Origin of the sequence: Streptomyces sp. NPDC051315, from assembly GCF_044455165.1 — a bacterium.
GTDB lineage: Bacteria > Actinomycetota > Actinomycetes > Streptomycetales > Streptomycetaceae > Streptomyces.
In genome coordinates this window covers 108765-122326 of the sequence record NZ_JBITEN010000019.1, presented here as the reverse complement: position 1 = coordinate 122326, position 13562 = coordinate 108765, and the positions used below count along the sequence as shown (strand labels likewise).

Sequence of the window (13562 nt, the reverse complement as noted above, 5' to 3'; positions counted from 1 at the left end):
CACGACGAAAGGGCGGTAGTGTACGCGTTTGGCCTGCCAGGCGTACCGTTACTGCGCGTCAAAGATGCCGAAACGCTGGGTGACATCTCCTTGCAGATGTGACAAACCGGGCGCCGGTGGGTACTGCACTGGTTGACAAGGCTGCGGCTACGACGGCGACGCATGACCCGGGACGGGACTCGGAACGGGAATCTTTACCGCCGCCCGGACGTTGACCGGATGACGACGACAGCGACACCTGTCCTGTGGGCGACAAGCCCGGGAGGCACGATTCATGAGTGAGCGAGCTCTTCGCGGCACGCGCCTCGTGGTGACCAGCTACGAGACGGACCGCGGCATCGACCTGGCCCCGCGCCAGGCCGTGGAGTACGCATGCGAGAAGGGGCACCGATTCGAGATGCCCTTCTCGGTCGAGGCGGAGATCCCGCCAGAGTGGGAGTGCAAGGTCTGCGGGGCCCAGGCACTCCTGGTGGACGGCGACGGCCCTGAGGAGAAGAAGGCCAAGCCCGCGCGTACGCACTGGGACATGCTGATGGAGCGGCGGACCCGTGAGGAACTCGAAGAGGTCCTCGAAGAACGGCTGGCGGTGCTGCGGTCCGGGGCGATGAACCTCGCGGTGCATCCCCGGGACAGCCGCAAGTCCGCGTAGCCCTGCGGGAGCCAGGGCCGGCATCAGCGCACGTGAATGACCGCGGGCGCCGTACGTGAAGTCGACGTACGGCGCCCGCGGTCGTTGTGCGTTCTACGGCTGCTCAGCAGGGCCCTGCCTGCACCTGGGGCGTCCCCCCGCGCCCCGTCAACCCGACCGTGTTCCCGAAAAGGCCCTCGGCGCCGGACGGGCCGGGACGGCCGACCGGCGCCGACAGGGGACCGGGGCTCAGCGGGTCAGCGGCGGGCGCGGCCCCTGGTCCGCCTCGCCGGCCGGCGCGCCGTCCCGGATGACCTCGCCCTGCACCACCTTCCCGTCGGGGCGCTGCATGCGCGCCTGCTGGAAGGCGTCACCCAGGGAGCCCGGCATCGCCTCGCGCAGCTTGCGGTCCATCGTGCGCTCCGCGGAGCGGGCGACCGTCTTCTGGACCGGCGGGACCAGGAGGAGCAGGCCCAGTACGTCGGAGATCAGGCCCGGGATCATCAGCAGCAGGCCGCCGAGCATCATCAGGCCGTTGCCACCGCCCCGGGAGGGCGGGGTGCCGCGCTGGAGCGCCTCGTTGAGGTTCTGGAAGGCACGGCGGCCGGCGCGCTTGATGACCACCGAGCCGAGGAACGCTCCGGCGAGCAGCAGCAGGAAGACGGTGAGCCCGCCCGCCGCGCCCGCGACCACGGTCAGCAGCCAGACCTCCAGCACCAGCCACACGGCGAGGCCCAGTGGCAGGAACGTCCGCAGGCGGGAACGCCGGGGCCGGGCGGGGTGGGTGGGGGTCGCAGCGCCAGTCGTCATGGTCCCAGTGTGCCTTCACCCGGCTCAGAGCGGGATAAGGGGACGATCAACCGTTTCCGTGCGACTCCTGCGGCGCCGCCGGAGGCGAGGCCGGGGACTGCGGCGACTCCTGCCGGGCGGCCCCCTTGCCCGCGATCTTGCCGACCCGCTCCCCCACGCCCCACGCGGTGACCCGCCACAGCGCCTCGACGAGGATGTCGCGGCTCATCTTGGAGTCACCGAGTTCGCGCTCGACGAAGGTGATGGGAACCTCGACGACATGGAAGCCGGCCTTGACCGCGCGGCGGGCGAGGTCGACCTGGAAGCAGTAGCCCTGCGAGGCGACCTCGTCGAGGCCGAGGCCCTCGAGGGTCTCGCGGCGGAAGGCGCGGTAGCCGCCGGTGATGTCCCGCAGCGGCAGGTCCAGGGCGAGGCGGGAGTAGAGGCTGCCGCCGCGCGAGATGACCTCGCGGGACTTGGGCCAGTTCACGACGCGGCCGCCCGGCACCCAGCGGGAGCCGAGGACGAGGTCCGCGCCCTTGAGGGCGGTCAGCAGGCGGGGCAGTTCCTCGGGCTGGTGGGAGCCGTCGGCATCCATCTCGATCAGCACGCCGTAGCCGTGCTCCAGGCCCCATCGGAAGCCCGCGAGGTAGGCGGCGCCGAGCCCTTCCTTGCCCTTGCGGTGCAGGACCTGGACGTGGTCGTCCTGGGCGGCCAGTTCGTCGGCGAGCTTGCCCGTGCCGTCGGGGCTGTTGTCGTCCGCCACGAGGACGTGGGCCTCGGGGACAGCCTTGCGCACCCGGCCGACGATGGACTTGATGTTCTCCGCCTCGTTGTAGGTCGGAATGATCACCAAGGCCTTGCCGAGCGGACCGAACTGCCTCCCGCGGTCCTGTGCCGCGAGGGTCGCGTCGCCGTCGTTCACTACTGCCCCTTCATGTCCGTACGCAGGGGACCACCATAGTGGCCGCCGCCTGCGGTGACGTGACGGGACGTTCGTATGGTGGTGTCGTTTCCGGAAAAGCGGGGTAGGTATGCGCTTTTCGGCTCGTATGTACGAGGCTACTGCGCACGGGTGCGCCCACACCGTCCTGCGGATGGGGGCCCGGCGCCCTTCGGGCCGACCTGGGACCCGCTGGCTGCGGATCGACGCGAAGCCGTTGTCTACTGAGCGGCCGGGCCCCACCCGGGTCACACCTCCCCCGACCGGCCGGAACAATCCCTCGCTGCGGCGCGAGCGCTGCGCCTGGCTCCCAGTGGCGGTGCGCCGGTGCGACGGACCGTCCCTGACCCAGCGGCGCCTCGGCGAGTGCGCGGACGTTCCCCGGCGGGGCGTCCGGTGGTGGACTCGGCCGAACCTACCGGCCCCCCGCCGTCGGCTGTCAACAGCCGTTCCACCTGCGGGTCTTCGGTCAATGCGCTGGTCAGCGGCGCGCTCGCGCGACGGCGGGCGGACGGGTGATCCTCCGCCCGCCGTCCCGGGACATCACTCACCCGGCCGTACGAACACCGTCCGCCCGCCGACCACCGTGCGCAGGCATAGGGGCAGGTCGGCGCCCGGTGTCAGGTCGGGCAGGCCGGGCGTGCCGGAGCGGGGATCGGTGGACCAGCGGGCCACGCGGTCGTCCGGCGCCTGGACGACCAGCTCGTCCGTGCGCCACACCGCGTAGTCCGCCGGCGCGCCCGGCACCAGGACACCCGCGTCGTCCCGCCCGACCGCCCGCCAGCCGCCGCGGGTGTGGGCGGTGAACGCGGCGCGCACGGAGACGCGGTGCTCCGGGGTGCGGTGGAAGGCGGCGGCGCGGATCGTGCCCCACGGGTCGAGGGGGGTGACGGGGCTGTCGGAGCCGAAGGCGAGCGGGACGCCGGCCCGCAGCAGCGCCGCGAAGGGGTTCAGGGCGCGGGCCCGGTCGGCGCCGAGACGCTGGGCGTACATTCCGTCCTCACCGCCCCACAGGGCGTCGAAGGCGGGCTGGACGGAGGCGGTCAGGCCGAGCTCGGCGAATGCGGCGACCGTCTCCGGGGTGAGCATCTCGGCGTGCTCGACGCGGTGGCGGGCGGCACGGACGCGGGTCAGGCCGACCTTCTCGGCGGCGGCGCGCACGCCGTCGACGACGGCGGTGACGGCGGCGTCGCCGATGGCGTGGAAGCCCGCCTGGAGTCCGGCCTCGGTGCAGGCGACGACATGTGCGGCGATCTCGGCGGCGCCGAGGTAGGCGGTGCCGGTGTGCTCCGCGTCGGCGTACGGCTCGTGCAGGCAGGCGGTGTGGGAGCCGAGGGCACCGTCGACGAAGAGGTCACCCGCCGCGCCGAGGGCGCCGAGTTCCCGCGCCTTGTCGACATCCCGCTCGGCCCAGTAGCCGACGACCCGGGGTCCGGGCTGTTCGGCGGCGAGCCGCAGCAGGCCGGTGAAGTCGTCCTCGGAGGAGATCTCCGGACCGGCGCACTCGTGGATCGAGCCGATGCCGAGGGAGGCGGCGTGCGCGAGGGCGGCGCGCTGGGCCTCGGTGCGCTGCCGGTCCGTCACAGCCGCGAACGCGGCGGCCCGCGCGGCGTGGTGGGCGTCGGCGGTGAGCGGGCCCTCCGGCGGACCGTCCGCCGCGCCGAGGCCGGGCGTCAGGTCCAGCAGGGCGGTGGTGACGACCGCCGAGTGGACGTCGATGCGGGAGAGATAGAGAGGTCGGCCGCCGGTGGCCTCGTCCAGCTCCGCGCGCGTCGGAGGGCGGCCGCCGGGCCAGCGCGAGGCGTCCCAGCCGTGCCCGAGCAGCACCTTGTCCTGCGGGCGGGCGGCGGCGAAGTCCCGCACCCCGGCGAGGGCCGCTTCCAGGGTGGGCGCGGTCGACAGGTCGAGGCCGGTCAGGGCGAGGCCCGTGGAGGTGGTGTGGACATGGGCGTCGGTGAATGCGGGGGTGACCAGGGCACCGTCCAGGTCGACCACCTCGTCGACGCCGTCGGCGAAGGCGTCGGCCGCACCCTCGGAGCCGACCCACGCGATCTGACCGCGCTCGACGACCATCGCGGTCGCGAACGGGTCGGCGGGGCTGTGGACCTCTCCACGGCGGAGCAGGACGGTCTTCGGCTCGGGGGTGCGCTCACTCATGGGGAACAGTTTCGCGCCTCGCCGGAGCCGGCGCGTACGCGGACCCCTCAGATGCGCGGCGGTCTGGCCTCGTACGGAGTGGACAGCACGACCGTCGTCCGCGTCGAGACCCCGGCGAGCGCCCGGAGCCGCCCCAGCAGCTCCTCCAGCTCGTGCGGGGTGGCCACACGCACCTTGAGGATGTAGTTCTCGTCGCCGGCCACGCTGTGGCAGGCCTCGATCTCGGGCACCCCGGCGAGACGGTCGGCGATGTCGTCGGGTGCGCTGGGGTCGAACGGTTTCACCGAGATGAAAGCGGTCAGGGGCAGCCCGACGGCCTCGGGGTCGACGACGGCCGCGTATCCCCGGATGACGCCGCGCTGTTCCAGCCGGCGCACCCGCTGGTGCACGGCCGACGTGGACAGGCCCGTGGCCTTGCCCAGGTCGGTGTAACTCATCCGCCCGTCCTTGACGAGCAGCTGCACGATTTGCCGGTCCAGCTCCTCCATGACGCAAGAACTTACAGGGCGCCCCATCTCTTCGTATACCTATGCAGCCCAGGTCATACCGGTTCGTGATGTGGCCAGGCGTCAGCCGCGCACCGTCCGGATGACCCCACCCGGGCGGGCCCGGGCAGGCACCTGCGCAGGGCATGTGACGAACGCCACAGGCCACGTCAAGGCTTCGTGATGTTCTCGTGATTACCGCCGAGACGGGCAGGGAAGTGCTTGCTGTGGTCGAGGCCGCAGCGCCTTCACGGCCCAGCCCGAGGGGGAGAATCCCATGCAGAGTCTTAAGCGCCCTGGTCGCACCGTGCCCAAGCGGTTCCAGCCGGTCGTCGTCGAACCCGAGCCGGAGGGCGTCGAACCCGACGGCCTCGACGCCGAATACACCGACGGCGCCGACGAGTTCGACGCGTACGACACCTTCGAGATGTACCGGGTGATCTGCCCGGACTGCGCGCAGCCCATCGCGCTGCTCGCGGACGAGGAGATCCTGCCGGAGCACGCGCTGTGCGCCTCGCCGTGGAACCCGTTCGGGCTCACGGTCTGCGCCGGTACGGGACGCGCGGCGTCCGAGGCGCGCCCCGCGGACGAGTCCTTCGAGCCCCAGGAGCAGGACACCGCGCTCCTGCTGACGCTCCCTCAGGGTCTCGACTGGCGTATGCAGCCGTTCTCGCACGTCGGCGGCCCGGGCTCGCGCCCGATGCGCGTGCCGGCGATGCGTCGCCACGCCGCCTGAGCGTCTTGGGCCGTCGGTAGCCGGCCCACCTCCCGCACCTGCCCTGCACCACGGCCCGCAGACTGCCGTGGTGCGGGCTCGGTGTGCCCGGGCGGGCCGGCACGATCCCCGGCCGGACGCCGGCGCGACGACCTCGCCCGAGCGGTCATCGCCGCCTTGCGTAGGGGCACTTGGCCGTGACGCCGGGGCGGTCCGTCGGCGGGCGGGTGCGGCGGCGGACCACCCCGGCGGACGCGGCGGCGGACGGCTGCCCCGGCGGACGCGGCGGCGGGTTCCTGGCCGGCGGCGGGTTCCGTGGCCGGCGGCAGGTCCGATGACCAGCGGCGGGCGCGTCGGCCGACACCGGGTCCGGTGGACGCGGCGGACCCGCTGTCGGCCGACGGCGCGTTCGCGGCCGGGTTGCCCGCCCGCACGGGGGCAGGGGCACAGACGGGGGCACATCCCGAACTCACGCCCTACCGCGCGATCCGGTGACCTGACCTCGCGCGCTCGCGTTGCCCCGGTATGGCTCCCACGTACTCGACGGCGCCCGGGCGTCACCGCCAGCTCTTCGTCCCGGTCTCCGCAAAATCGGTTCCGCCGACTCCGCCGCGCGCGCAGGACCCGCCGATCTACCGCGACATGATGCGCGCCTGGGCCGACCGGGGCCGCACCCTGCCGGGCCGGCAGGACCCGGAGTGGGTGCGGCTGGTGGCCCCGCTGGTGCGGCCGGGGCAGTTCAGCGGGTCTCCGGACCCACTAGGTGACGGGCGATGACCATCCGCTGGATCTGGTTGGTGCCCTCGACGATCTGCAGGACCTTGGCCTCGCGCAGGTAGCGCTCGACGGGGAAGTCGGCGGTGTAGCCGTAGCCGCCGAGGACCTGGACTGCGTCGGTGGTGACCTGCATCGCGGCGTCGGTGCAGTGCAGCTTGGCCATGGCCGCCTGCGGCGCGAACGTCCGGCCGGCGTCGCGCAGCCGTGCCGCCGCCAGGTACAGGGCCCGGCCCGCCTCGATCCGGGTCGCCATGTCGGCGAGCAGGAAGCGCAGCCCCTGGAAGTCGGCGATCGGCCGCCCGAACTGCCGCCGCTGTCTCGCGTAGGCGACCGCCTCGTCCAGAGCGGCCTGGGCGAGGCCGACGGCGCAGGCCGCGATCCCGAGCCGGCCGGAGTCCAGCGCGGTCAGGGCGATCGCGAAGCCCTCGCCCTCGTCGCCGATGCGCCGCGCGTCCGGGATCCGCACGCCGTCGAAGTGGACCTGGGCGGTCGGTGAGCCCTTCAGCCCCATCTTCCGCTCGGGCGGCGCGGCGCTGACGCCCTCCGCGTCACCGGGCACGAGGAAGGCCGTGATCCCGCGCGGTCCCTCGCCGCCGGTGCGTGCCATGACCGTGTAGAAGTCGGCGATGCCGCCGTGTGTGATCCAGGCCTTCGTGCCGGTGATCACCCAGTGGTCGCCCTCCCGCACCGCCCGCGTGCGCAGCGAGGCGGCGTCCGAGCCGGAGGTGGGCTCGGAGAGGCAGTACGCGCCGAGTTGCCCGCCGCCGAGCATCCCCGGCAGGTGCGCGGCCCGCTGCTCCTCGGTGCCGTGGACGGCGAGCGTGGAGCAGGCGAGGGTGTGGACGCTGACGCCGAGCCCGACGGTGAGGCGGGCGGCGGCGAGCTCCTCGAGGACCTGGAGATACACCTCGTAGGGCTGGTCCCCGCCGCCGTGCGCGGAGTCGTAGGGCAGGCCCAGCAGTCCCGACTCCGACAGGAGGGTGAACAGCCCGCGCGGGAAGCGGCCGGCGGCCTCCTCCTCGGCGGCCGTCGGGGCGATCTCTCGCCGGGCGATGTCCCGGACGAGGTCGAGCAGGTCGCGGGCCTCGTCCGTGGGCAGCAGGCGGTCGACCGGTGGCGGGGCGGGATCGGGCATGGCGGCCATCTCCTCCCTGGCTCGGCCCGGCGGCTCGGCGCTGTGAGTATGCCCGCGTGACGCCCTTGCCGCACGGGCGGGCAGCGCCGGGTCGGTCCGCGCCATTGAGCGAGTGATCTGTTCCTCCTCCCGCGTGGGCGGCGTCACCCGGGCGAAGCCGGGCGGCACGGCCACCGGGCCGGCGCCGGAGACGTGGGAGGACGGTAACGAGGACTACGCGGGGGCGGAAGGATCTTCTGGGAGCTGAGCGGCGACACCGCGGACGGTGAGCTGGTCACCGCCGTCAGGCAGCGCGCGTCAGGGGCCTCGGGGTGCACGGCACGGGGCCCTTCACCCGTCCTGCGTCAGCCGTCGTCCCGGCGGGCCGGCTTCGGCGCCGGGAACGCGGGGTCCAGCTCCTCAATGGCGCGCATCGTGCCGCCCAGGGTCTTCACCAGGAGGTCGCCCACGGTCTCGCGGGTGAGGTCGGGGCGGTCGATCCAGTCGAGGGTGGCGCCCTCCACACCGCACACCCAGGCGAGCAGGGCGATGCGGGGCACGGAGGGGATGTCGCTGCGGCCGTACGCGCCCTCGGCGATGGTCGCGACGATCGCCTCGCGCACCCCGTCCCGGATGGCGTGCACCTCGGCGTCGAAGCCGACCCCGCCGCTGACGATCGTGCGGTAGGCGGCCTGGTGGTGCTCGGCGAAGCGCAGGTAGCTGTCGATCGTGCGGTGCACCCGGTCCACCTGGGGCAGCTCGAGGCCGCTCGCCGCGAAGGAGACCAGGTCGGCGACGGAGTCCTGGATGATCGCCAGGTAGTAGCCGCGCTTGGACTGGAAGTAGTAGTAGATCAGCCCCTTGGCGACGTGCGCCTGCCGGGCGATGTCGTCCATGGAGAGCGCGTCGTAGGACGTGTCGGCGAACAACTTCCGCCCGATGGCGATGAGTTCGGCGCGACGGGCCAGCGAGCGCTCGGTGCCGCGCGCCCGGGGGCGGACGGCGTCGCGCTGGTGACTGCTGTTCAATTTCGACCCTGGTCTCAACGGTCGGCGGGACGACGTCAGTATGTCAGGTCGAAAGGTGAGTCAGCTCACTGTGCGGGACGTCCGCGGCCACCCGTGTCAGAGCAGTCCCAGCTGGGTCACGAGCATGGCGACGACCGCGACGAGGACCCAGCCCATGACGTGCTCGAAGATCTTCGGACCGTCGTCCTGGGGACCTCCGGTGCGGGTACGGGCGGCGGTGGCGGCATGTGCGGTCATGGTGTCTCGCTAGGTCGGGGGTACAGGGTCCGGACTGTCCACCTTGCCACCGGTCAGGGCTTTTGCGGCCGAGACCTTGCTCACACGGCGGGCGGCCCCGGGTCTCCCGCCGCGCGTTCAGCGCACCCCCACCGCCGCGAGCGCCCTGCGCCGGGGCGCGCTCAGACGCGCCGGGAAGTAGAGGTAGCAGACGCCCCCGGTGCCGGAGACGACCTTGCCGCTCGCGTCGTGGCGCTTGGTGCGCAGCCAGACGTTCTCGAACTCCCGGCGCGGGTAGACGCGCCGCACCGCCTCGTTGGTCGCCGAGTACGGGTCGTTGGCGATCACGTCCCCCTGCGCGGTGAACCCGATCACCGTCATCAGATGGCCGGAGGTGCCGTACCCCGCGCCCGTCAGCTCCTCCTCGAGGAAGGACTGTGACGTCATGACCGGGATGCCGGCCGCGATCAGCGTCTCCAGGTCGGTCAGGGAGGTGAGCCGGGTCACCACGCCCCGGAGATCGTCGAAGGTGGCCGCGTAGGCCGCGTTGAACGGCCAGTTCCCACAGCCCGCGTATTGGTGGTCGTAGGTGTACCGGGCCGCGTGGCACACCTGCGGGTCGGCGTACGCGGGGTCGACCCAGGCGAGCTGCTCGGGGGTGAGGCGGCCGCCCCAGTACTCGATGACCATCTGCGAGGAGGTGGGGCTGCACCAGGCCTCGCCGCCGTTGTCGTACTCGGGATACTGGCCCAGGTGGATCTCCTGCGAGTACCGCGGGACGCTCAGTTCCCGGGCGAGGCCGGGCACGGAGGCCGAAACCGTGAAGCGGTCCGGGATGTCGGACCCCATCGCCCCCACCCGCCACACCGTCGGCGTGCGCTTCGTGCCGGGCCTGCGGTAGAGGGTCAGGCGGACGCGGTACGAGGTGAGGCGCAGGCCGGTGGAGGCGTCGTCCAGCGCGAGGGTGTCCGTCCAGACGGTGGACCTGCCGTCGGACTGGTCGTCGACGGAGGTCCGCCGGATGTCCTGGTCGCCGGCCGCCCACCGCCCCATCACGTACCACGGCGTGTCCGTGCCGTCGGAGTAGGTGCCCCGCAACTCGATCTGCAGCCAGGTGCCGGCCGGGGTGTGGGCGTTCCAGGAGACGATCGCCTCGGTCGAGGGGACGGCCGGCCGGTGGGCCGGGGACGTCCAGGTCGCGTACTCCCATGCGGCGGTGGTGCCGGTGTGCGGGTCGGTGTAGTCGGTGGTGCCGGCCGGGGCGCCGATGACCAGGCCCGGGCGGACGCCCGCGACGGCCCGGGTGCCCCGCGCGGTACCGGTGCGCCAGTCGGCGTACGTGGTCCAGGAGCGGTGGTCGACCGGCCGGGCCGGGGCCGCCGAGGAGCCCGTACCGCCGGTCACGTCGGCGGTCGCCGGACCCGCGCCCCCGGCGACAGTTGCGGCGACCGCGACGGTGAGGAGGGACCGGCGGGAGGGCCGATCGGATCCGGCGGGGCGCCGATCGGCTCCGGGGGACGGCTGTCGGGCTCTGCTCATGGGCGGAAGACCCCCAAGGTGTCCGAGTCGGGGCGGGTCCGGTGCACGGTGTGCGCCCACTATGGACGCAGGCGGCCGGCCCCGCCAGCACCTCCGCCCGTGCCACGCCCGGGAACCATGGGCGTGGACCAATGACATGACCAGCGGCGGCAGGCGGCAGGCACCGCACTAGACTGGCGCCCCGCACCCCCGCGCACCCCAGGAACCGCCATCCGCCAGCTCGCCACCCGGCTCCGCCGCCTGCCCCCGTCCTGTGGTCCGGTCCGTCTGATCGGCGTCGACGGCCACGCCGGCTCGGGGAAGTCGACGTTCGCGGGACGGCTGGCCGGGGCACTGGGCGACCCGCCCGTCCTCCACCTCGACGACCTCGCGAGCCACGACGAGCTGTTCGCCTGGACCGGACGGCTGCTGACCCAGGTGATCGAACCCCTCCGCCACGGCACCACCGCCCACTACGCCCCGTACGACTGGCGCTCCAGGCGTTTCGGCCCGCCCCGGCCGCTGCCCCCGGCCCCCGTGATCCTGATCGAGGGCGTCGGCGCGGGGCGCCGTGCCCTGCGGCCGCACCTCGCCCATCTGCTGTGGATGGAGATGCCCCGCGAGGAGGCCTGGGCGCGCGGACGCGCGCGGGACGGGGAGGAACAGAGGGAGTTCTGGGACGGATGGGTCCGGGCCGAGCTACTGCATTTCGCCGAAGACCCGACGAGGCCGTACGCCGACACTCTGGTGCGGCAGTTGCCGGAGGGGTACGAGGTGCTGCCGGGGCCCATGGAAACGCGCGGGCCGCACCACGGTGTCACGCACGGTGAGGAACCCCCCGCGATGTGGTGAACGTGTGAAGAGCCTTGCGTTCGAACTTCGCCAAGTGCCTCAACTCGGCTTGACCGGCGGCCCGTACAGGACTTACGTTCTCAATGTGCGGCAATCGAAGCCGCCCCAGGACGCGAAGCCCCCGGTTGTTCCCCCGTGATCGGGGGCTTCGTTCTGCCCGCAGCCCCTCTCTCCGCGCCCCATCGACCGCGACGCGACGTGATCCGCTCACTGAGGGTCACCGTGCGCGGTGCGCCCCCTCTGCTCCCACCTCGTCAAACGGCCCGTGCGGCACCCTTCGGCGGGCGACACCCCGCGGGTACGATGCCCTCGGTGCGACCTACGGACAGCTGCTGCGCGCACCTTGCAACTCCGGTCCGCGGCACAGCGGTTCGACCAAGGCAGCCGGTGGGCGACAGCCCCGCGGCATACCGACGGGGGCACGGTTTGTGGGGGACGTGATGGATTTCGGCACGCCGGGCCCCGAGGCCCCGGCCGACCTGGCCTGGCTGCGAGGCGTGGACGCCTACACCATGGGCGCCTATCCGCAGGCGGAGGAGGAGTTCCGCACCGCGGTGCGGATCGACCCGGGCATGGCCGACGGCTGGCTCGGGCTGCACGCGCTGCGCGTCGACACGACGACCGCGCTGCTCAGGATGTTCCGGCACCGTGACCGCTTCGGCGAACAGCGCGCCCGGCACCGGCGCACCCTCAACTCCTGGTACTGGCTGGGCTGGTGGGTGCAACCGGTCCTCGAGAGCCCCCGCGACCTCCTCCTCGCGCACGCCTCGCACTGGTTGGACGGCCGGCACGTACCCGAGCTGGACCGGGCGCTCGCCGGGCTCCCGCCCGTCGACACCGACCACCAGGTCCGCTTCCTGCACGCCTGCCGCGCCTACCTGGTCAAGGACTGGGAACAGCTCGTCCGGCACACCGACCCGCTCCTCGACGACCCCCTGCTCGGCATCGAGGCCGGTCTGTTCGGCGGCATGGCCCGGGTGCGGCTGGAGATGTACGGGCAGGCCGAGCCGCTGCTGTCGACGGCGCTCATGCGCTGCCGCAGCGAGCAGCCGCAGCGCAAGGAGCTGCGGTACTGGCTGGCCCGGGCCCACGAGGGCACCGGCCGTTCCGCGGCCGCCCTCCCCCTCTACCGGGCCGTCCACCGCGTCGACCCCGCCTTCATGGACACCTCCGCCCGGCTCGCCGCGATCGCCGAGGGCGACGGCTACGACGATCCCGCCGACCTCGCCGCCATCACGCTCAGCGGCGCCGGCCAGGACACCGGGGACGGTGCGGACGCCCTCGACCCGCTGTTCGGCATGGAAGGGCGGGACCTGAAGCTCACCGAGCCCGCCGACCTGCCGCCCGTCGGTCCCCTTCCCTCGGTGACCGATCCGGCGGTGCGCGCGAAGACGCTGGTGCCCTCGGCGCTGCCCGCCGGGCCCACCGACCCCGCCCTGCTGGAGGAAGCGCTCGCCGAACTGGAGCGCATGGTGGGTCTGGAGCCGGTGAAGCGCCAGGTCAAGGCGCTGTCGGCCCAGCTCAACATGGCCCGGCTGCGGGCCGGGCAGGGCCTCCCGGTCCAGCCGCCCAAACGGCACTTCGTCTTCTCCGGCCCGTCCGGCACCGGCAAGACCACCGTGGCCCGCATCCTCGGCCGCGTCTTCTACGCGCTCGGCCTGCTCGGCGGCGACCACCTGGTGGAGGCCCAGCGGGCCGACCTGGTCGGCGAGTACCTCGGGCAGACAGCCGTCAAGGCCAACGAGCTGATCGACTCCGCACTGGGCGGCGTGCTCTTCGTCGACGAGGCCTACTCCCTCTCCAACACCGGCTACGGCAAGGGCGACGCGTACGGCGACGAGGCCCTGCAAGTGCTGCTGAAACGGGCCGAGGACAACCGGGACCACCTGGTGGTGATCCTGGCCGGCTATCCGGAGGGCATGGACCGCCTGCTCGCCGCGAACCCCGGACTGTCGTCCCGCTTCACGACCCGCGTCGACTTCCCCTCGTACCGGCCCCTCGAACTCACCTCGATCGGCGAGGTGCTCGCAGCGGAGAACGGCGACGTGTGGGACGAGGAGGCGTTGGACGAGCTGCGGTCGATCGCCGGACACGTGGTGGACCAGGGGTGGATCGACGAGTTGGGGAACGGGCGGTTCCTGCGGACGCTGTACGAGAAGAGCTGCGCCTACCGGGATCTGCGGTTGTCGACCTACCCGGGGACGCTGTCGCGGGACGACCTGTCGACGCTGCGGTTGCCGGATCTGATGCAGGCCTACGGCGAGGTGCTGTCGGGGCGGGGGCCGCAGGACCCGTCGGCGATGTGAGGCGCCGGCCGCCGGTGCGGGCGGGCGGAATCCA

12 protein-coding genes are annotated in these 13562 nt (G+C 73.0%); 4 read left to right on the top strand and 8 right to left on the bottom strand.

Annotated features, from left to right (window positions below; genetic code table 11):
- Window positions 1-274: 274 nt before the first annotated feature.
- Window positions 275-649, top strand: coding sequence for an RNA polymerase-binding protein RbpA (locus ACIBBD_RS30750; protein WP_010357981.1), 375 nt, complete (start codon window positions 275-277; stop codon window positions 647-649).
- A gap of 228 nt (window positions 650-877) precedes the next feature.
- Here ACIBBD_RS30750 and fxsA read toward each other — a convergent pair whose 3' ends face one another.
- The 4 genes from fxsA to ACIBBD_RS30730 all read right to left on the bottom strand — a co-directional run bounded on the left by fxsA (window position 878) and on the right by ACIBBD_RS30730 (window position 5005).
- Window positions 878-1438: an FxsA family membrane protein gene (fxsA, locus tag ACIBBD_RS30745; protein ID WP_399422829.1), complete on the bottom strand. Its 561-nt coding sequence runs from the start codon at window positions 1436-1438 to the stop codon at window positions 878-880.
- 46 nt (window positions 1439-1484) lie between these two features.
- Window positions 1485-2342, bottom strand: a complete 858-nt coding sequence (locus tag ACIBBD_RS30740) for a polyprenol monophosphomannose synthase (RefSeq protein WP_399422828.1) — start codon at window positions 2340-2342, stop codon at window positions 1485-1487.
- 561 nt (window positions 2343-2903) lie between these two features.
- Window positions 2904-4517 carry an amidohydrolase gene (locus ACIBBD_RS30735; RefSeq protein ID WP_399422827.1) on the bottom strand — a complete coding sequence of 538 codons (1614 nt, stop codon included), beginning with the start codon at window positions 4515-4517 and terminating at the stop codon, window positions 2904-2906.
- Between the two features lie 47 nt (window positions 4518-4564).
- Complete coding sequence (locus tag ACIBBD_RS30730; protein ID WP_189936412.1) at window positions 4565-5005, bottom strand: Lrp/AsnC family transcriptional regulator; 441 nt, start codon at window positions 5003-5005, stop codon at window positions 4565-4567.
- A 274-nt stretch (window positions 5006-5279) separates the two neighbouring features.
- On the opposite strand from ACIBBD_RS30730, the gene ACIBBD_RS30725 reads away from it, so the two are divergent.
- Window positions 5280-5738 (top strand): hypothetical protein, encoded by a 459-nt coding sequence (locus tag ACIBBD_RS30725; RefSeq protein ID WP_399422826.1) that lies wholly within the window; start codon window positions 5280-5282, stop codon window positions 5736-5738.
- Between the two features lie 718 nt (window positions 5739-6456).
- On the opposite strand, the gene ACIBBD_RS30720 is transcribed toward ACIBBD_RS30725, so the two are convergent.
- The 4 genes from ACIBBD_RS30720 to ACIBBD_RS30705 form a co-directional block, all read right to left on the bottom strand.
- Window positions 6457-7629 carry an acyl-CoA dehydrogenase family protein gene (locus ACIBBD_RS30720; RefSeq protein WP_399422825.1) on the bottom strand — a complete coding sequence of 391 codons (1173 nt, stop codon included), beginning with the start codon at window positions 7627-7629 and terminating at the stop codon, window positions 6457-6459.
- A 344-nt stretch (window positions 7630-7973) separates the two neighbouring features.
- Complete coding sequence (locus tag ACIBBD_RS30715; RefSeq protein ID WP_399422824.1) at window positions 7974-8636, bottom strand: TetR/AcrR family transcriptional regulator; 663 nt, start codon at window positions 8634-8636, stop codon at window positions 7974-7976.
- Between the two features lie 96 nt (window positions 8637-8732).
- Window positions 8733-8873 carry an SCO1431 family membrane protein gene (locus tag ACIBBD_RS30710; protein ID WP_399422823.1) on the bottom strand — a complete coding sequence of 47 codons (141 nt, stop codon included), beginning with the start codon at window positions 8871-8873 and terminating at the stop codon, window positions 8733-8735.
- A 117-nt stretch (window positions 8874-8990) separates the two neighbouring features.
- Window positions 8991-10391, bottom strand: coding sequence for a peptidase C39 family protein (locus ACIBBD_RS30705; protein WP_399422822.1), 1401 nt, complete (start codon window positions 10389-10391; stop codon window positions 8991-8993).
- A gap of 210 nt (window positions 10392-10601) precedes the next feature.
- Here ACIBBD_RS30705 and ACIBBD_RS30700 point away from each other — a divergent pair, with 210 nt between their 5' ends.
- Window positions 10602-11222, top strand: coding sequence for a uridine kinase (locus ACIBBD_RS30700; RefSeq protein ID WP_399422867.1), 621 nt, complete (start codon window positions 10602-10604; stop codon window positions 11220-11222).
- Window positions 11223-11662: 440 nt separating this feature from the next.
- Window positions 11663-13528 carry an AAA family ATPase gene (locus ACIBBD_RS30695; RefSeq protein ID WP_399422821.1) on the top strand — a complete coding sequence of 622 codons (1866 nt, stop codon included), beginning with the start codon at window positions 11663-11665 and terminating at the stop codon, window positions 13526-13528.
- Window positions 13529-13562 lie beyond the last annotated feature (34 nt).